This is a genomic window from Fibrobacter sp. (assembly GCF_045112255.1).
Classification (GTDB): Bacteria; Fibrobacterota; Fibrobacteria; order Fibrobacterales; family Fibrobacteraceae; genus Fibrobacter.
Window position 1 is genome coordinate 73,003 of sequence record NZ_JBGUHR010000042.1, and the last position, 17,535, is coordinate 90,537.

At 49.1% G+C, this 17,535-nt stretch carries 13 protein-coding genes and 1 tRNA gene; 7 read left to right on the plus strand and 7 right to left on the minus strand.

Annotated elements, in window-relative coordinates; all coding sequences use genetic code 11:
• Window positions 1-3: 3 nt before the first annotated feature.
• From ACJMM9_RS05505 to ACJMM9_RS05525, 5 genes are all read right to left on the minus strand, one after another.
• On the minus strand, window positions 4-855 hold the full coding sequence (locus tag ACJMM9_RS05505; protein WP_405324554.1) for a hypothetical protein: 852 nt from the start codon (window positions 853-855) through the stop codon (window positions 4-6).
• Window positions 856-1,755, minus strand: a complete 900-nt coding sequence (locus tag ACJMM9_RS05510) for a biotin--[acetyl-CoA-carboxylase] ligase (RefSeq protein WP_405324555.1) — start codon at window positions 1,753-1,755, stop codon at window positions 856-858.
• 109 nt (window positions 1,756-1,864) lie between these two features.
• Window positions 1,865-2,263, minus strand: a complete 399-nt coding sequence (locus tag ACJMM9_RS05515; protein WP_254917536.1) for a hypothetical protein — start codon at window positions 2,261-2,263, stop codon at window positions 1,865-1,867.
• A 214-nt stretch (window positions 2,264-2,477) separates the two neighbouring features.
• Window positions 2,478-3,485: a tRNA (adenosine(37)-N6)-threonylcarbamoyltransferase complex transferase subunit TsaD gene (gene tsaD / locus ACJMM9_RS05520; RefSeq protein ID WP_405324557.1), complete on the minus strand. Its 1,008-nt coding sequence runs from the start codon at window positions 3,483-3,485 to the stop codon at window positions 2,478-2,480.
• Window positions 3,482-4,462: a YbbR-like domain-containing protein gene (locus ACJMM9_RS05525; RefSeq protein ID WP_405324559.1), complete on the minus strand. Its 981-nt coding sequence runs from the start codon at window positions 4,460-4,462 to the stop codon at window positions 3,482-3,484. Before ACJMM9_RS05525 ends, tsaD begins: the two co-directional genes overlap by 4 nt.
• A 45-nt stretch (window positions 4,463-4,507) precedes the next feature.
• Between ACJMM9_RS05525 and ACJMM9_RS05530 the strand changes: the two genes are divergently transcribed.
• From ACJMM9_RS05530 to ACJMM9_RS05555, 6 genes are all read left to right on the plus strand, one after another.
• Window positions 4,508-5,395, plus strand: a complete 888-nt coding sequence (locus tag ACJMM9_RS05530; RefSeq protein WP_405324561.1) for a cell division protein FtsX — start codon at window positions 4,508-4,510, stop codon at window positions 5,393-5,395.
• Window positions 5,395-6,708, plus strand: a complete 1,314-nt coding sequence (locus tag ACJMM9_RS05535; RefSeq protein ID WP_405324562.1) for a murein hydrolase activator EnvC family protein — start codon at window positions 5,395-5,397, stop codon at window positions 6,706-6,708. Before ACJMM9_RS05530 ends, ACJMM9_RS05535 begins: the two co-directional genes overlap by 1 nt.
• Window positions 6,690-7,829, plus strand: a complete 1,140-nt coding sequence (locus tag ACJMM9_RS05540; protein WP_405324563.1) for an ATP-binding protein — start codon at window positions 6,690-6,692, stop codon at window positions 7,827-7,829. Before ACJMM9_RS05535 ends, ACJMM9_RS05540 begins: the two co-directional genes overlap by 19 nt.
• Window positions 7,829-9,541: a single-stranded-DNA-specific exonuclease RecJ gene (gene recJ / locus ACJMM9_RS05545; RefSeq protein ID WP_405324564.1), complete on the plus strand. Its 1,713-nt coding sequence runs from the start codon at window positions 7,829-7,831 to the stop codon at window positions 9,539-9,541. Before ACJMM9_RS05540 ends, recJ begins: the two co-directional genes overlap by 1 nt.
• Window positions 9,542-9,545: 4 nt before the next feature.
• Entirely contained in the window at window positions 9,546-10,061 is a 516-nt protein-coding gene (locus tag ACJMM9_RS05550) for a hypothetical protein (protein WP_405324566.1), read from the plus strand.
• A 119-nt stretch (window positions 10,062-10,180) separates the two neighbouring features.
• Complete coding sequence (locus ACJMM9_RS05555) at window positions 10,181-16,057, plus strand: MBG domain-containing protein (RefSeq protein WP_405324567.1); 5,877 nt, start codon at window positions 10,181-10,183, stop codon at window positions 16,055-16,057.
• 169 nt (window positions 16,058-16,226) lie between these two features.
• Here the strand turns inward: ACJMM9_RS05555 and ACJMM9_RS05560 are convergent, their stop codons facing one another.
• Complete coding sequence (locus ACJMM9_RS05560) at window positions 16,227-16,652, minus strand: hypothetical protein (protein WP_088641410.1); 426 nt, start codon at window positions 16,650-16,652, stop codon at window positions 16,227-16,229.
• Window positions 16,653-16,690: 38 nt separating this feature from the next.
• Window positions 16,691-16,773 (minus strand) — tRNA-Leu (locus tag ACJMM9_RS05565).
• 218 nt (window positions 16,774-16,991) lie between these two features.
• Between ACJMM9_RS05565 and ACJMM9_RS05570 the strand changes: the two genes are divergently transcribed.
• Window positions 16,992-17,531, plus strand: coding sequence for a Tfp pilus assembly protein FimT/FimU (locus tag ACJMM9_RS05570; protein ID WP_405324569.1), 540 nt, complete (start codon window positions 16,992-16,994; stop codon window positions 17,529-17,531).
• Window positions 17,532-17,535: the final 4 nt, after the last annotated feature.

The window sequence follows — 17,535 nt, forward strand, 5'->3', positions numbered from 1 at the left end:
CTGTTAGAATAAGTAACTTGCGCTAGTATTAGCTTGACAGTGCTTTCCTGAAAAATTTTCGCCGACATAAACAGTAGCACCTAAGGAAAGCTGAATATGTTTGTTCAGCAGGTATGATGCTCCCATATATTGTTCAATAATAAATGGAAACGAAAATGTAATGTCGTGCGAGTCGAAATCATCTGCCGTCCACCACGGAAAATAAATTGCGGGGGCGTAAGTCAATGCTAATTCTTTTGTTATAAAAACACCTGCATAGGTCCCTAGTGCTATGGTGAATGAAATTTTCGTGTTGTCCTTTTGGGATAAATGACCATGCCCACAATCATATTCTCCTTCGAATGTGTGGCAGTGTTGAAGAAAATCGCCTTCTAGAGAGTACCTATAACCACCAAAGCCCAATTGAAGACCGATACCAAATTCAAAGTGTTTTCCATTCCAACCGGTGTAAGCTTTTAGATATGGAAATGGATCTAGTCCGCCACCCAATGAAGCTTGCCATACTTCTGACTTCATTAGATAATCGTATGAAGCTGTTATGGGAAAATTTTTCAGCCGATATGCAATGTTGGCTTTTCCTTCTGGTAACGTTCTATCATCGCCTACCGCTTCTTTATTCCAAATTTCATGTAGTTGTAACATCTCTTTTTTTTGAAGCTTTATCTGTAGAGAAGCTCGTTTGATGGAAGAGTCTTTTGGAATATTATAACCAGCTCCTGTAAAAGTAGGAGGAACATAAACGTCAAAATTGCCGGAATGGACGTTCAATTGGTTGAATGCGTTGCATCCTGATAGAATCAATGTAAATAGGCAAAGAAAGAACGGCCAAAAGAATTTGAAGTCGTTTGTCTTCATTTAAATTTCCAAATCCGCTGAAATAACGGTTTCGACGGTTCCGTCGTCACATTCAAAGAGCAGGCTCCCATCATTGTTCATGTCGATGATGCGGCCTGTTTTTTTGATGGCGCCTTCGCCGGTGTCACGGTTTTGGTCGGTACAGTGGTTGTTTACGATGATGGTTCCGCGGGCGCCGATGAACTGGTCCATCTTGCGCCAGGCGCTTATCCAGGGCGATATGCCGAAGGCGCGGAATTGCCCGATGGCGCGTTCGAGATTCCCGATAAGCGCTTGCAAAAGCTTTTCACGATTGATGGAATGCCCGAAAATGGCCTTGAGGGTGGTGACGGCGCGATTCAGGTGCGCATAATCGGCGGGTTCGCTATTGACGTTGATGCCGACTCCCATCGAGAGCGCTGGCCGCAGCACTTCTTGTGTGCGCGTATAAACGATCTCTGCTAAAATCCCGCAGAACTTGCTTTTGCCGTAGAGAATGTCGTTGGGCCATTTGACCGTAATTTTTGGCGAGTTCGCGTTTTCCGATTCTGCGCAATCCCGATTTGCGGGACATGCTTGGCTTTCCTTCGCGCATTCTCGAACATTGTTGAATGTTTCTGCGAACGTGAGAGCTGCAACTTGCGTAATTTGTGCGAAATTGCTTGCAGGGATGCCGTCGAGCGGGATTAAAATGTTGAAATAAAGATTCTTGCCGGCGGGGGAGTCCCACGTGCGTTCGTGACGACCATGACCATCGCTTTGTGAGTCTGCAACAAAGAGCGTTCCCGGGGCAATTTCTCCAGAGGCTGCCATGGACTTCATGAGCTTGTGTGTACTGCCGACCGTCTCGAAGAGAAATGCGGGGGCATCACCAAAGCCAGTAAGCTGCCAGTCTGTAAAATTACGTTCTTGAAAAAACATTTGCTTAGTTGTTAGTCGTCGGGCATGACAAGAAGTGCGATTCCCGATTTTTGTAGTAGTCCTAATTCCGAAATCTGAACTCCTAATTCATAACTGCGGCTCTGCCGCGTTACTCGTCGGCTTGCTTTTCTTGGAGTTCCTTGAGGGCTTCTTCGGGGAAGATGTTGAAGAACTCGCGCTTCTTGTCTTCAAAGAGCTGCAACATGCGTTCCTGTTCGAACTGTTCGCGGTCGATGTTCTGCATGAAGAACTCGTCTTTGGCGAAGTTTCTGCTCTGTATCGTTTTCTTGATATCTTCAGAAAGGTCTACGTTATCCCAAAGAATGTAATACGAACCGATAAAGCCGTCTGCAAAGATATCGACGTTCAATTTGATCGAATTGCTTTGCGTGGAGTCGACCATTTCGACTTTGGTTTCTCTCTTCTCGGGACGGAACACGTCCACGTCGTTTACAGGTGCGGTCAAATCTTGTCCCCAGCAGATGGCTGAAGCACAAAGAATGAGCATTACCTTATTTTTATACGACAAAATCATATTAACAATATACAATGAAAAATGCAAAAAGAACAAAGGCAATTTTAAAAAGCGCTGCTAAAAACGCGACTAAAAAGCCGCTAAAATGCGCCGGAACAGTATATGCAACGCTTTTGTTCTGTGGAATGTATTATATGCGCGGTTTCTCTCGCCTTTCGTCTGTAGCCACGTAGTGGCGTTCTCTCGTCTAAATAGCCAGTGGCATCCACGGTTTCACGACGTCGATGGACTCGAGCTTGCCCTGCAACTTGCGGCGAATGGCGGCTGCGGCGATCATCGCTCCGTTGTCTGTACTCAGGCTGCGATCCGGTACGCAGAAGCGGATCCCCTTCTTGTCGCAGTAGTCCTGCAATCGGGTGCGCAACCAGCTGTTTGCACTCACGCCACCGCCCATCACGAGCGTCTTCATCTTCGTCTTCTTGAGGGCGTTGATGGTCTTTGTGACAAGGCTATCGACAATGGCATCTTCGAGCGAGGCGCAGATGTCGCCGAGATTCTGCTGGATAAATTCCGGGTCGTGCGTCTCGGTGTAACGGAGCACGGCTGTCTTTAAGCCGCTGAACGAGAACTCGCAGCTGTCGTGCGTGTGGAGCGCGCGCGGAAATTCCACGAATTTGCGGTTGTGGTCCTTGCCGAGACGGCTGATGGTTGCCCCTGCGGGGTACTTGAGGCCGATGAGCTTACCGCACTTGTCGAATGCTTCGCCGGCGGCGTCATCGCGGGTGCGTCCGATGCTTGTGTACTTGAATCCCGGTTCTTCCATCACAAGTTCCGTGTGGCCGCCCGAGACGGTGAGCGTCAAGAATGGCGGTTCGATGTCCGGGTTCGAGAGCCAGGCGGCGGCGAGGTGGCCTTCGAGATGGTTCATGCCGTAGGCCGGGATGTTCAAATCGCGGGCAAGGCCTTTGGCAAAACTTGCACCAACGAGGAGCGGTCCCATAAGGCCAGGACCTGTGGTGTAGGCTATTGCATCGATGTCCTTGAGTTCTATACCAGCTTCCTTGACGGCAGCTTCGGCGATTGGCGCAATCTTTTGCAAGTGTGCACGGGCGGCAATTTCGGGAACGACACCACCATAGAGGGCATGTTCGTCAATTTGGCTATAGAGCGGGTTCGAAAGAACTTTTAAGGGGGCGTCCTGCAAAACGGCGCAGGCGGTTTCATCGCAGCTGGATTCAATTCCAAGCCAAATCATATTCCGTATTCCTCGTCTTTATTATCGTCCTCGGTCTTTGTCTTGATGAGCTTGATCTTGTCAGGCTTGACAAGGATGGCCTTGATGGACATGCTGCGGTCAATATCGGGCGGCAGGTTCAGTTTTATAGTTGGGGCAAGGCTATCGGCATCTTCAATGGCGAAGCGGTTGTATTCAATGAAAAGTTCAATATCGTTGTGCTTGATGGCTTCGATGACTTTTTCGCCACCGGTGACCTCGACTGTTGCCTGTTGCGGCGAGAGTGTGTTCAGGGCTCGGTCATAGAAACCGATAAGCTGGATAGGGATGTTTTTAAATTCTTTGGAACTGATTTTCTGGATATCGACAAAGACTTTGGCGACCGTATCGCTGGGCGTCACAAACGGCGGGAGCTGTTCGGTCGCTAGCTTCACGGAGAATGTCTGACTTGCCTTGATGCTGTCGAAAAATACGGAGTCCGTCGGAATGTCGATAATGCGCGTGAGGGCGTTGCGGGCGCCAGAAACCTTCAGGTCTTCCTGGAGAAGCTTGGGCTGCTGCACAAGTACGTAACCAGGGGCTGCGCCAAAAGTTACGTTGCTCTTGATGGGAATGCTGCGCTCAATGCGTGTATCGACGGCTACATCGATAAAGAGGTACTGGTTGTCTGGTTCCACGTAGTGCACCGAAGAAAAGTTCGGGGCTACAAAATTCTTGGAATCGAGGTGGATGCGTCTGGAGCCAAGTTCGGCGAGGTGCATGTCAACGACCATCGCGGCCTGCTTCTGCGACTGCAGGCGGATGAGGTCCAGGGGCTTGCCTTCGACAGTCACCGAAACTGTGCTAGGCGGCTTTGATGCAATCGCGAGTGCTTCGGGCAACTTCACGAACGTAAGCGGCACTTCCATCGTCAGTTGGAAGTCCTTGAGCGAGATGACATAGAACCAGAGGGCCATCGCGCATACCAAGGCGGTAATCTTTAATATGATGTTTCCCATAAAAGCCCCTTAAAGAACTGCTATAAATTTAATTATATTCGAGGCGTGTTCGGACAATTAGGTTACTTAATATCGGAATCTTTTAGAGGATGGAAGCAGCATCGCACGGTGATTCTCCCGTCTCTCTTGACGATTTTCCTGTGCTCGCTTTTACTTGCGGCCTCATTTACGGCGCTCGGCGTCTCGTTTAAGCTCCTCTCGGCCGAAAAATCGCTGTATGTGATTGAGGCGTTCTTGAAAGAGGACGTTCCCGAAGATTCCATTGCGGTTATCCAGACGCGGCTTGAGCATACGCGCCATGTGGAGTCCGTCTCGTTTGTGAGTGCGGATTCTGCGCTTGCTGATTTTAGCAACCATTTTTCGTCGGATATGCTGGAACTTGTCGAAGGGAATCCGATTCCCGCTTTTTTCCGTGTGTCTCTGAGCGAAGAGGCGCGCAACCCGGCTGACCTTTCCGAAGTGCGTAACACGATCGCCGAGGAAGCGTACTTTGAAGAAGTGCAGGCTCCGTTGAAATGGGCTTCGCGGATTGCGTCGTGGAAGTTCAAGATGATTTTCTGGCCGATTTGCATCAGTATCCTTTTGCTCATTACGCTCTCGCTCATCATTTGCAATTCGGTGAGGCTTTCGCTCATGTCCCGCAAGCTTTTGGTTGAGAACATGAAGTATGCGGGTGGCAGTTACCTGTTCATTGAATTTCCGTTTGTGCTCGAAGGGGCAATGCAAGGGTTTTTAGGGAGTGGCATTGCTATCTTGTTGCTTGGGCTTGTCATCCGTTCGCTTGTGCAGATGTTCCCGATTGTGGCTAGTGGCGTTGCCTACTTTGGGATCGTAGCGCTATTTACGGTGCTATTGGAAACGATGCTTGCGGGCTACTTTAGTTTCCGCACGGTGCGCAGTTTCTTGTTCGAAAAGAAGGGTGAGCAGGAATAATGCGTCTTGTTTGCCGGATCATTCCGCTTTTGTTTTTCATCTTTGCCGTGGTGGCGGGTTCAGCCGTTTCGTCTTATGCGGCCCCGAAAAAGACCGACGCGCAGATTGATGAGCAGAAGAACGCCCTCAAGAAGCTTGAGGTGGACTTGGCGAAAAAGCGCGAAGAACTTGCCGTCCTTGAAACTGAAGAAAAGGGCGTCTTGAACACGATTTCGCTTTTGGACCAGAATTTGAACCGCACAAGGTCTTACCTTTCGGAACTGACCCGCAATGAGGATCTGTTGCAGGGGGCGGTTAAGCAACTTGTGATGGATATTGATTCTCTTGACTCGAAAATCAAGGCCCGCAAGCGCGCCATGAGAAAGCGTATACGTAATTTGTATGTACACGGCCGTAGCAGCGATGCCGAAATTCTCTTTGAACTTTTGACCAAGAACGGGAACCCGGAACGCGAAGTTTACTGGGTGCACCACTTGCTGAACCGCGACCGCGAAGACGTGGAAACGCTTCGCAGGCTCGTGGCCGAACGGACGCAAAAACAGCAGATGCAAGAAAAGCATTTGGCCGAGCTTTCGAGGCTCCGCTCCCGCAAGGCGGTCGAAGAACGCGGTCTTGTAGCGCAGATGAACGGTCAGGCCCGCATGCTGAATTCCCTCAAACATGACAAGGCCGTGCAGCGCATGGCGCTCAAGGAATTCGAACGCAACCAGAAGACCATGCTTGCGCTCCTCAAGAAACTTGAGCAGCGTCGCAAGCGAGAAATCGAAGAAGCGAAGCGCGCCGAGGCCGCCCGCCTCGCCGCTCTCAAGAAGAAGGAACGCGAAGCCGAGAAAAAACGCCAAGCGGCAGACAAGAAGCGCGAAGCCGAAAAGAAGCGTGAGGCTGAAACCGCCCAAAAGCAGACTCCAGTGCCGCATTTCAAAGGCCCGAAGTGCATGCCGCTCGACGGCCCGGTTATCAGCGAGTATGGCTTGCAGGAACACCCTGTGCTCCACATCATGACGCGTAACCTCGGTGTGGAAATCCGTGGAAAGCGCGGTGGTCGCATCCGTGCCGCCGCCGCCGGAACCGTAGCGATGGTCGCTGAAATTGACGGCCGCGGCCCCTCCGTGATCATTGAACACGAAGACGGAACGTACACGGTGTACGGTCACATGAAGGCAATCCACGTCCAAGAGGGCAAAAGTGTCAAGAAATGCGAAGAAATTGGAGAAGTGGGCGATATAGCTTCGTTAAATGGTATTAAATTGTATTTCCAAGTAAGCGAAGGGACACAGACCGTGGACCCGTTGCAATGGTTGAAACAGAGATGATAGAATATCGCTTAAATGGCCCCGCCTCCCAGGAACGAATCCGCATTCGTCTTATGGCGGCGTTGCGTGAGAACCGCTTCCCGCAGTCGATTCTTATCGACGGTCCTGTGGGCATTGGCAAAAAGGCGCTCGCGATGGAAATTGCCCAGGCGCTCCAGTGCACAAACCCGAGCGTTCGCCCGTGCGGTAATTGCTTCGGTTGCAAAATGGCAGCCGATACTGGCGTGACCGACAACTGGGTCGTGCCGATGGAAGCGAAAGAGGCTAGCGCCCGCAATGCGGCTGACGTCTCTGCCGGGAGTTCTGCAAAGACCATCCAGGATTTTAAACAGGCTTACATCGAAGAAATCGCAAAGAACCCGTACCGCGTGGATATTTTCAGCGCGGGCGCCGTGATTTCGGTAGAACTCATCCGTACGATGACAGCCTCCTTTGCGATGAAGGGCGACCGTGTTCGCGTGGTGATTATCGCCGAGGCCGACCGCATGAACGATTCTGCGGCAAACGCGTTCCTCAAGACTCTTGAAGAAGTCCCGCCGAACACGTACTTCATTTTGACGACTTCGTCTCGCGAAAAACTCTTGCAGACGATCCGTTCACGCTGCCTAGCGCTCCACCTGCCACCCCTCACGGATGAAGAAGTCCGTCAGGAGGCTATCCGCGTGGGTGGCGAAGAATTTGACGAATCGACACTGACCGACGATGTGATCGGGCTTGCTGTAGGGTCGCCAGGCATGGCGCTTTACTATGCCGAACATGCCAAGAATTGGTGCCCTCTCGCGGTCGATTTTATCGAGAAGTCGCTTTCGCAGGACTACACGGACCTGTTCTTTAAGCTCGAAGATTCCGGACTTGAAGACCCGGCCATCGTAAACCGATTCTTGGAAGTGCTCTCGTTCTTGATCACGGACTTGTTACGCCGTGAATCGGGCGCTCCGCTACGCATCCCGGAAGCAACCGGCAGCGTGAATCTCGAACGCTATCCGCAAGTGGGGGCTTCTGCCCTCGAAGCGGCCCTCGTGAGCGTACAAGAAACTATGTCGAGAATCGCCTCCAGGCGAATGGCGGCAGTGACCTGCCTCCAGAACCTCTCGCTAAAACTTTTTGAAGGCTACAAGTAATGGAAGATCTTGTCGCCTCAACTTTGTCCTCTACGCTAAAGATTCCGCATGCGGTCGCGAGGTTCTTGGTCTCGCGCGGCATCAAGACCGTTTCTGATGCGTACCACATGCTGTGCTCTAACGAGAGCGACGTGCATGACCCCTTCCTCATGATGGGGATGGACAAGGCTGTGGAATGGATACTCGCGGTTCGCGAACGTGGCGAGCGCGTGTTCATTTTTGGCGACTACGACCTGGACGGCATGACGTCCGTGACGCTTTTGACCCGCTGCCTAAAGACTGTGGGCATTGAATCTGAATGGCGACTCCCGAACCGCTTTGGCGATGGCTACGGTCTCTCGGTTTCTGCCGTCGATGAAATGTATGAGGCGGGGGCGCGCAACTTGATTACCGTCGATACGGGCATTACCGCGAATTTGGAAATTGCGCATGCCAAGGAACTCGGCATGGCGGTCATGGTCATGGACCATCATCAGCCGTCGGGCGATGGACTCCCGGTGAGTGATGTGCTTCTGGACCCGCACCAGGATGGCGACAATTACCCGAATCCGGAACTTTGCGGCGTCGGCGTTTCGTACAAGTTTATTTGTGCCTTGTTCAGCCGCCTGGGCATAAAGGCTCCGGTGGAATATCTGGACTTGGTCGCACTCGGAACGCTTGCGGACCTGGTGCAGATGACGCCTGAAAACCGCTATTTCACGCGTACCGGACTCGAAAGCCTCAAGAGCAGCCGCTGGCCTGGCGTACAAGAAATGTACTCTTCCCTCATGAAGCCCCATAGCTGTGTGGGCGGCATTGATGTGATGTATAAGCTTGCGCCGCTCCTCAACGCTCCTGGCCGCATGGAACGCCCGGACCCGGCACTTAAACTTCTTTTGTGCGAAAACAAAGGCGAGGCGGGCAAGCTTCTTGAAGAACTGAAAGAATGGAATAAGCGCCGCAAGGACAAAGAAGCAGAAATCACCAAGATGGCGATGGAGCAAGTTCAAGCGCTTTACGGCGACACCATCCCGACCGTCATTGTAGTTGCCGGCGAAAACTGGCACGTGGGCGTGATTGGCATTGTCGCGGCAAAGCTTGCCCAGGAATTCCACAGGCCTTCGGCCGTGCTGTCGATTATCAACGGCATGGCACATGCGAGCGCCCGTGCAGTTCCTGGATTCAACTGGCACAAGGCTCTTTTTGACAGCCGTGAACTTTTTGACCGCTGGGGCGGCCATGCAAATGCGGCGGGTTTCTCGCTTGAAGCGGGCAAAATTGAAGAACTCCGCGGGCGCCTTTTGCAGTCTGCTAAAGATCAGGGCTATACCGGCGAGGTCATCAACATCGATGAATCGTACCCGTACGACATCAAGATCGCGCTCCGCGAACTGACCGTGGAAACGCGCGTACCGACAGGGCGTTACCCGATCCGTGAACGTTCGATTCTCGAGTACATCGACTTGCTTGAACCGTTTGGCGGAAACTTCCCGTACCCCGCATTCCGCGCCGAGAACGTAACCGTGCATCGTGTGCGTGAACTTCGCGGCGGACACCTGCAGATGGAAATTTCGCAGGCGGGGAGTGCTGTTTTCCCGGCTATCGCCTTTGGACTCCGCAAGAGCAAGGCTTTGCTCGGGCGCTCCCGCCCGGTGACGGTCGTGTTTGAGCCGATTTGGAATTACTATAACAACACCAAGACGGTGCAGCTCTGCATCAAGTCCATCGAGTAGTGCTATGCTGAAACGGAACGCTCCATTGCTTGCATTTGCGCTTGTCTTTGTGGCTGTGCTGTATTTTGTCTACAGCATTCCGCAGTACGAACCTATCGTGGATGTCGAGGAAGAAGAGGAAGTTCCTGAAGAAGCGTTTACCGGCCGCGTGGAAATGCCCTCGATTGACGAAATTTACGTGATTGAAAATACCGCAGGTCGTGACCTGAACAAGCTTGCGATGTTTTTGGAAGGGCGTGCCGCTGGCCTGCATTACCTCTCTTCGGAGTATTTCAAGAAAATCTGTGTGACCCGCAAAGGGCACAAGTTCTTTAAGTCCGATGACGACGTGTTCCTCGGGCTGCACCTCACACTCGATAGCCTTGGACGTTTTATGGATCCGCAAATCATGTTTACGAATTCCGATAACGATGTGTTCAAGGTGAAGCTTCTCAAGCACGTCGAATACTTCTGGCGTCTCCCGCCGAGCAAGCAGGGCAAGCTCGAGATCTGGATCCCTATCCGATTCCACGCAAACTAATCCCTTCTTACAAAAGTATTAGAAAAATATAACCCATTTGGGTTATGGGATAGTTTACTTGTTTTTTTTAGCATTGTACTTTGTAAAAATATATTCAACAAATACGGTGCTAAAATACTATGACCAGTCATCTAATTCATTCATTATGTTCGCTCCGTTTGGGGCTTGTGCTCATCTTTACCCTGCTTATGGCAGCAACCTCGTTGGCGGAAGATGTGATCAACATCGAAGCTATGGGGCAAACCATCAATAAAGAAACAACATGGGAGAACTGCTCTGTCAATATTATTGGCAACGGTACTGTTACGTTCAGTAGGCGAATCTATATTAGAGGTTCTGTTACATTGAACCTTGGCGCACAAACAACACTTGATGCACAAAATGGCATTGGCGTTCATGATGGACACAGCCTTACAATAACAGGCGAGGGAAACCTTAATACGAGATCTGGCAGCAGCAACGAAAATTCTCCACTTGGTGGAAGTAAAGGCAATGGCATTGCCAATGCAGGTTCGATTACAATATTAGGGGGTAATATAACAGCGATTAACACTGGTACACTAAGCTATTATTTCGGGGCGGCAATAGGTGGTGCGGAACTGGGCTCCGGTGGTAACATCACTATCCGTGGTGGTACGGTCAATGCTATATCTGATTCTGGAAGTAAAGGTTGCAAAGGTGCCGGTATTGGAGGTGGTTTTAATGGCAATGCTGGTACGATAACCATTACTGGTGGCGTTGTTAAAGCAACAGCGGGAACATATGGCGCTGCGGCGATTGGCGGCGGTACCATTAACGAAAGTGGAAAGGGCAAAGGTGGATCGATTACCATCAGTGGAGGCCAAGTCACTGCAGCAAGTTTAGGTGGTAACGGAATAGGTCCAGGCCGTGATGGTTCAACAAGAGAGGGAACCGCAGGAACTATTTCATTGTCGTGGACTGAAAGTACAGATTTCATCAATGCAAATAATTACAGGGGTGATATCAGCATTGAGGGAGATTCGCGTTTCTATTACGCAGGAAGTACAGACTTAGTCTTAGCGGATGAACTTGCAAAAAGGCGAAATCAGAAAATTATTCCGGTTGAGCTGGACAACAACTCGATTGCGTTAGCGAACCTTCAAATGCAAGGCTATAGCATTCTCTCGAATGGAGCGATAAAGTATATCAATTATGACGTTTACGATTACAACGGTAACAAATTGATAAAAGGAACTCACTATACTGAGACCGTCGGGTATAGCGTGGATGCGACTGGAGCTATGGAAAAAGGCAAACTTATGCTGACGATTAAGGGTAAGAGCCCCTATTTCGGTTCACAGTCATTCATAATGTGGGTTAACACGGCTGAACTGACGCAAGACGGCAGCGAGAGGTATGTAACTATACCCGAAAAACGTAAAATGACGCTGAAGATTACAGAATCGGAAATCAAAGACGGCTTGACATCCTTCAAGGTCTATGAGGCTGGTGGCAAGAATCATGTTCTTGCTAAAGAATGGGATGGTGTCCTCGTTATCAACATTCCTGACAATTCGAACTATCTTATTCAATTGTCTGGTAAAGCCCTGGCTGCGGATAGGACGTCGAAAAACGATTTGATTGATCGTTCATTAATATATGAAGGGTATTTGACTGTTTATGACAACGATGAGGCGAGCGGAACAATACTTTTAAAGAATTCGGAGCTAATTTATGATTACCTACCTAGCCCAGTGGCTATAATTCCCACCATTACTAGCACGGGAAAAAACTTAGCAATTCATTATCAAGAGACGTATGGCTATTCAGATTTAGACCTTTCGGTGACACTTGTGCCAGCCGACCGCAAATACAACGTAAATCTACCTGACAGATTTACCGGCGGTCAAGTAACGGCGAATTTGAGACAGGCAAAAGCAAACGACAACATAACTCTGACTGTTACGCCCGACGAAGGTTACATGCTCAACGAGCTAAGGGTTGTAAAAGCTGACGGTGAAACTGTCAACGTTACTGATTGTAACTGGTACACCGACTGGAGCGAAACTACCAGTAAGACAGTGACATTTAAGATGCCTACCCAAAATGTAACCGTCGCTGCTGTATTCACCAACAAGCTGAATTCAGATGAAGGAGGCCTCTATGTCAATATGCCGCATTCTGGCACAAAGAACATGGTCATTCCCGACAATATTACTTCATTTAAACTCTACGACGACGGCGGCAAGGATGGTGATTTTCAACCATTGAGCGATGGCACCCTGGCAATAACGGCACCTTCGGGTAAAGCGATGAAATTTTCGGGAAAAAGCTTTATGGCGGATAATAGCTCTAGTGAGTCTTACTATGCAATCTATAATGACCCTCCTAAAAGTTACGGAGAAAAATTAGCATATAGCAATCAGCAGAAAGAGGAGACTCTTTATCCTGTTGTTGGTGAAGGCAATACAGCTTATGTCCGCCTTAAGGCAGCCGATATTTCGAGAACAGATTTTTATCATAAGTACGGTCTCGACCTAAAAGTGGAAGTCATTGCCCCTAGTATTTACAGTGTAAGCAGCGACAAAAAATTAGAGCACGGCAAAGTAATGTTTGACAATACTCAGGTCAAGAGTGGCGGAAAGGTCAACGTGACCGCAATTCCTGACGAAGGCTATGTGTTGAGTGACGTCATTGCTACCGATGCAGACGGAGAAATTGTCGTGACAAAGCCTAAAGAAGACGGCCTATGGGGCGATGCCGTTTATTATGCGTCCTCTAGCGGCTTCTCATTCAAGATGCGTACGTCGGATGCGGCAGTGAACGCATTATTTATGCCCAAGACTGACTTTTTTGTCAATATGCCTAAGACAGGCCAGCGTGAATTCAACATTCCTAATGGCACGATTTCATTCAAAGTTTACGACAATAGTGGAAAGGAGGGTTTCTATTTTACCCGTGATGATGGTAAACTGTTGTTGACAGCTCCCGAGGACTATAAGATGAGTGTGGATGGATATGTCAAACTTTACTACACTAAAGAAGATGGGGACTATCTGGATATTTATGATGGCAACAGCACTAGTGCAAAGCGCCTCGGACGTTTCAAAAATACGGGCGGCAACTCAGGTTCTCAGACAAAAACAGTCACAGCTGTTGGTAGCTCCAATCAAATGCTACTCCACTTTGTTTCCGATGAATGTTGCTATGTCAGCAAAGGCGGTGGTGTTTATTTGACAGTGTCGATGACGAAGAGTTTGGCAAGCCCTGACATTGCAGTTGCTATTGAAGACCAACCTTATACGAGCAACAAAATTTGCCCCGAAATTAACATTACTGACGGAGAAAAGCCTCTTAAGCTCGGCCTCGATTACACGACTAAATGCACAAATAATGTATCGATTGGAACGGCAAATATGACTATTACCGGTAGAGGCTATTACTTCGGTGAAATCAAAAAACAATTTAACATCACTAAAGCTCCTTTGATCATTACCGCAAAGAACAAGTCGATTATCTATGGTGACAAACCTGCAAATGCAGGTGTCGAATATGCGGGCTTTTTGGGTGGCGATAACGAAAATAGCTTAAGTGGCTCGATTGTCTTTAGCTACGATTACGCTCAATACGATAAAGTCGGTGAATACGCCATTACGCCGAGTGGCCTGACTGCCGACCACTACGAACTCACATTCGTTGATGGCAAATTGACGGTTGAACCGAAGGAAATCTCTATTGCCTGGGATGATAAAGAAACTTCGTTCACTTACAATGGTAAGGCTCAAGCTCCGAATGCGACTGCAGTAGGTCTCGTGAACAATGACGAATGCAACATTATTATAGACTCCGTTATGAATGTCGGAAAGTACTCTGCCGAGGCAATAGATTTAACCAATAAAAATTACAAGTTGCCTGAAAATCGAGATGGACCGGACTTTGAAATTACAAAGGCTCCGCTTATGATTAAGGCCAAGAATGCAGCAATTGTCTATGGCGAAGAACCGTCTAACGCAGGTGTCGAATACAGCGGCTTTGTGGGCGACGATAACGAAAATGACTTAAATGATTCGATTGTCTTTAACTACGATTATGCGCCATTCGATAAAGTTGGCATATACGTCATTATTCCAGGCGGTTTGTCTTCTGACAACTACAACATCACTTTCGTCGAAGGCGAGTTGACGGTTGAACCGAAGGAGATTTCGATAGCTTGGAGTGATGCTTCGTTCACTTACAATGGCTCTGGACAGATTCCAATGGCTACGGCTAATGGTGTCGAGAATAGCGATGAATGCATTTTCACGGTGACAGGTGCTGCTACGAAAGTCGGCAAGTACACCGCAAAAGTAACGGATTTGAGCAACGAGAATTACAAGTTGCCGGCAACGGGGCTCGAACAGGCTTTCGAAATCACAAAGGCTCCGCTCACGGTTACGGCCTTGAACGATACGATTGTCTATGGCGATGAACCTGCTAGCGCAGGTATTGCTTATGACGGATTTGTTGGAAAAGAAACCAGCAATGTCTTGACAGGCGAACTTGCTTTTGAAATCAATTACAAGCAGTACGGTGATGTCGGTGAATTCGCCATTACGCCGAGCGGCCTGACGGCTGACAACTACGAAATCGAATTTGTGGCTGGCAAGTTAACGGTTGAACCGAAGGTCGTTTCCATTGCTTGGGATGATGAAACTTCGTTTACCTATGACGGCAAGGCTCATGCTCCGAATGCAACGGCAGAAGACCTTTTGAACAATGACCAGTGCGATTTCACGGTGGCTGGGGCTGCTACGGATGCAGGCAAGTACACCGCTACGGTAACTGGCTTGAATAACAAAAATTACAAGTTGCCTGCAACAGGGCTTGAACAATCTTTTGAAATAGCCAAGATTCCGCTCACGGTTACCGCAAAGAACAATACGATTGTCTATGGCGATGAACCGTCTAATGCAGGCGTTGAATTCAGTGGCTTTGTCGGTGAAGATAATGAAAAGTCCTTGAATGGTACGCTTAGCTATAGTTACGGTTACGCACAAAAAGAAAAAGTCGGTGATTACACCATTACGCCGAGCGGGTTGACATCCGACAATTACGAAATTGATTTCGTCGATGGCAAGTTGACCGTTGAACCTAAGACAGTTTCTGTCACGTGGGATAAACAGAATACGTTTACTTACGATGGTGCCGAACATGCTCCGGCAGCAATGGCCGAAGGTGTTTTGGATGGCGACAAGTGCAGCTTCACGATGACAGGCGCTGCGGTAAATGCAGGTAAGTATACTGCTGCGGTAACGGCATTGGATAATGCAAACTACAAGCTGCCTGAAGCGAATCTCGAACAGCCTTTTGAAATTACAAAGGCTAAACCGACGATTGTCAAGGCTCCGGCCGCTGTTGAAAATCTGGTGTATAACGGTAAGGCCCAAACGCTTGTGACGGCGGGCGAAGCCAAGAATGGAACGCTGGTCTACAAGATCGGTGATGCGGAAAAGTATTCTGAAACGTTGCCGTCTGCAACGGATGCAGGTGAATATGCCGTGTACTTCATGGTGCTTGGCGACGAGAATTACAATGACCTTAAGGCAGAAACGCTTGCGGCTTCTATCGCTGCTCCGGCATCTTCTTCAAGTGCTCCGGCTTCTAGTTCCAGCAGTGTCAAGGCTTCCAGCTCCAGCGCAAAGCCAGCCTCTAGTTCCAGCAGCGCCAAGGCATCCAGCTCTAGCGCAAAGCCGGCGTCAAGTTCCAGCAGCGGCAAGACTTCTAGTTCCAGCAGCGGCAAGAATTCCATCGCCGCTCCGGCAATTGCGAAGGCTTTGAAGGTCGTGTACTCCCAGAATCAGTTGTTCGTGACGAACCCGGCGGCATCGTCCATGGAAGTGCTTGTGTTCGATGTGCAGGGGAACCTCAAGACCCGATACCGCGCATACTCCGCTGGAGAACATCAGGTCTCGCTGCAACAGCTCAACCGGGGCGTTTATATCGTCCGGGTCGAAACTCGCGGCGCGGTAGAGACGCTCCAGGTGCGTGTCAAGTAATTTGAGAAAGTTGTAAAAGCATAAGGCGGGCGTTACAAGTCCGCCTTTTTTGTTTTTGCTATTTGCGCTGTCAAGCCCAGCCCTGATCCGCGTATGGGGAGGGCTTCTCCGTTTCATGCAAAAAATGCCCGCTTATGGCGGGCATGACAAAAGTTTTTTTGGCAAGCGTTTATGCTCTCAGAATTTCGATAAGCTGTTTTGCATTCTTTTCGATGAGCACGAATGCTTCGAACATGCGGGCTTCGCGCCACTTGGTCAGGTACTTCGTCTGCCAGTCCACGGCGATCACGTCCGGGTCCTTTGGTCCGTTTTCGTTCTGGTACCAGACTTCCTTTGTGATTTCGCGAATCATGGCGCCCATTTCGGCAGCCGGCTGTAAAGAACCTTTGCAAAGAAGAAGTGCACGAAGGTTGTCGAGCAGAATTTCGTCAGAGGGATTTTCGGCATCCTCGCGGGCGCATTCCCAGATTTCGTCCCGATGACGTTCCGTCCAGCCCATCAAGTATTGTTTGGTCTTTTCAAGCTCGCCCTTGGCAAGCTTTTCATCGACCGCTTCGCGCGGATAATATATGCTGTTTGGATAGAATTCAATCATGATCTACCTCCTTCTGCGAAGTTGAAGCACAAAGACAATGCCCGGGGCGGGACTTGAACCCGCACGGAGTTGCCCCCAAGGGATTTTAAGTCCCCAGTGTCTACCATTCCACCACCTGGGCAGGTCGTGCGAGCAGAATATAGCAAATTTAAGTAGGATAAATTATGCAATTTGGCCAATTATTATGGAAAATATCACATTTCCCCTTAAAAAAATATTTTCTGTTTACAAATGTTTACTTTTAAAGTAGTGTTAATGTATATTATAAATTAGACCAAAACGAGAAAAAGGCATCTTTTTATTGTTAATTTTGGTTCGGTCCTGTTTGGAGATTTTTGTATGTTGAATTACGGTTCTAAAAAGAACGGCTATACTTTGATAGAAGTCCTTGTCGTCGTTTCGATTATGGGAATTCTGTCTACTATGGGCGTCGTGAGCCTGCGTGGTGCCGTAATCAATAGCCGAATGAAGGATAACGCTTTAAATACGACCGCTTTTTTGGAACGAATCGCCAATGAAGCTAATCGTATGTCCAAGACTCTTTGCGTTAAGAAAATATCTCCTCATGGACTTGGTGTGTATGTAACGGATGATTGCAGTAGCCTTCCGGAAAATACGTACGATACTTTTTATATCGACGCACCTGCCGTTTTTGGCTGTGACAATCAAATCGAATTTAGCGTTTTTGAAGGATCTGACTGGGCTGGTGGCGATGGTGTCATTTTCCAGCCTCGTATTGGGCTTTCTGCGGTTCCTTCTACGGGATATATCTGCATGCAGTATGGCGATGACGATGTTTACGCTGTGGCTGCGAAGTATAAAAACAAGAATATGATTGTCCCTATGTGGAGAACAGGTGCCTATTGGGATGAATTGTAGGTGA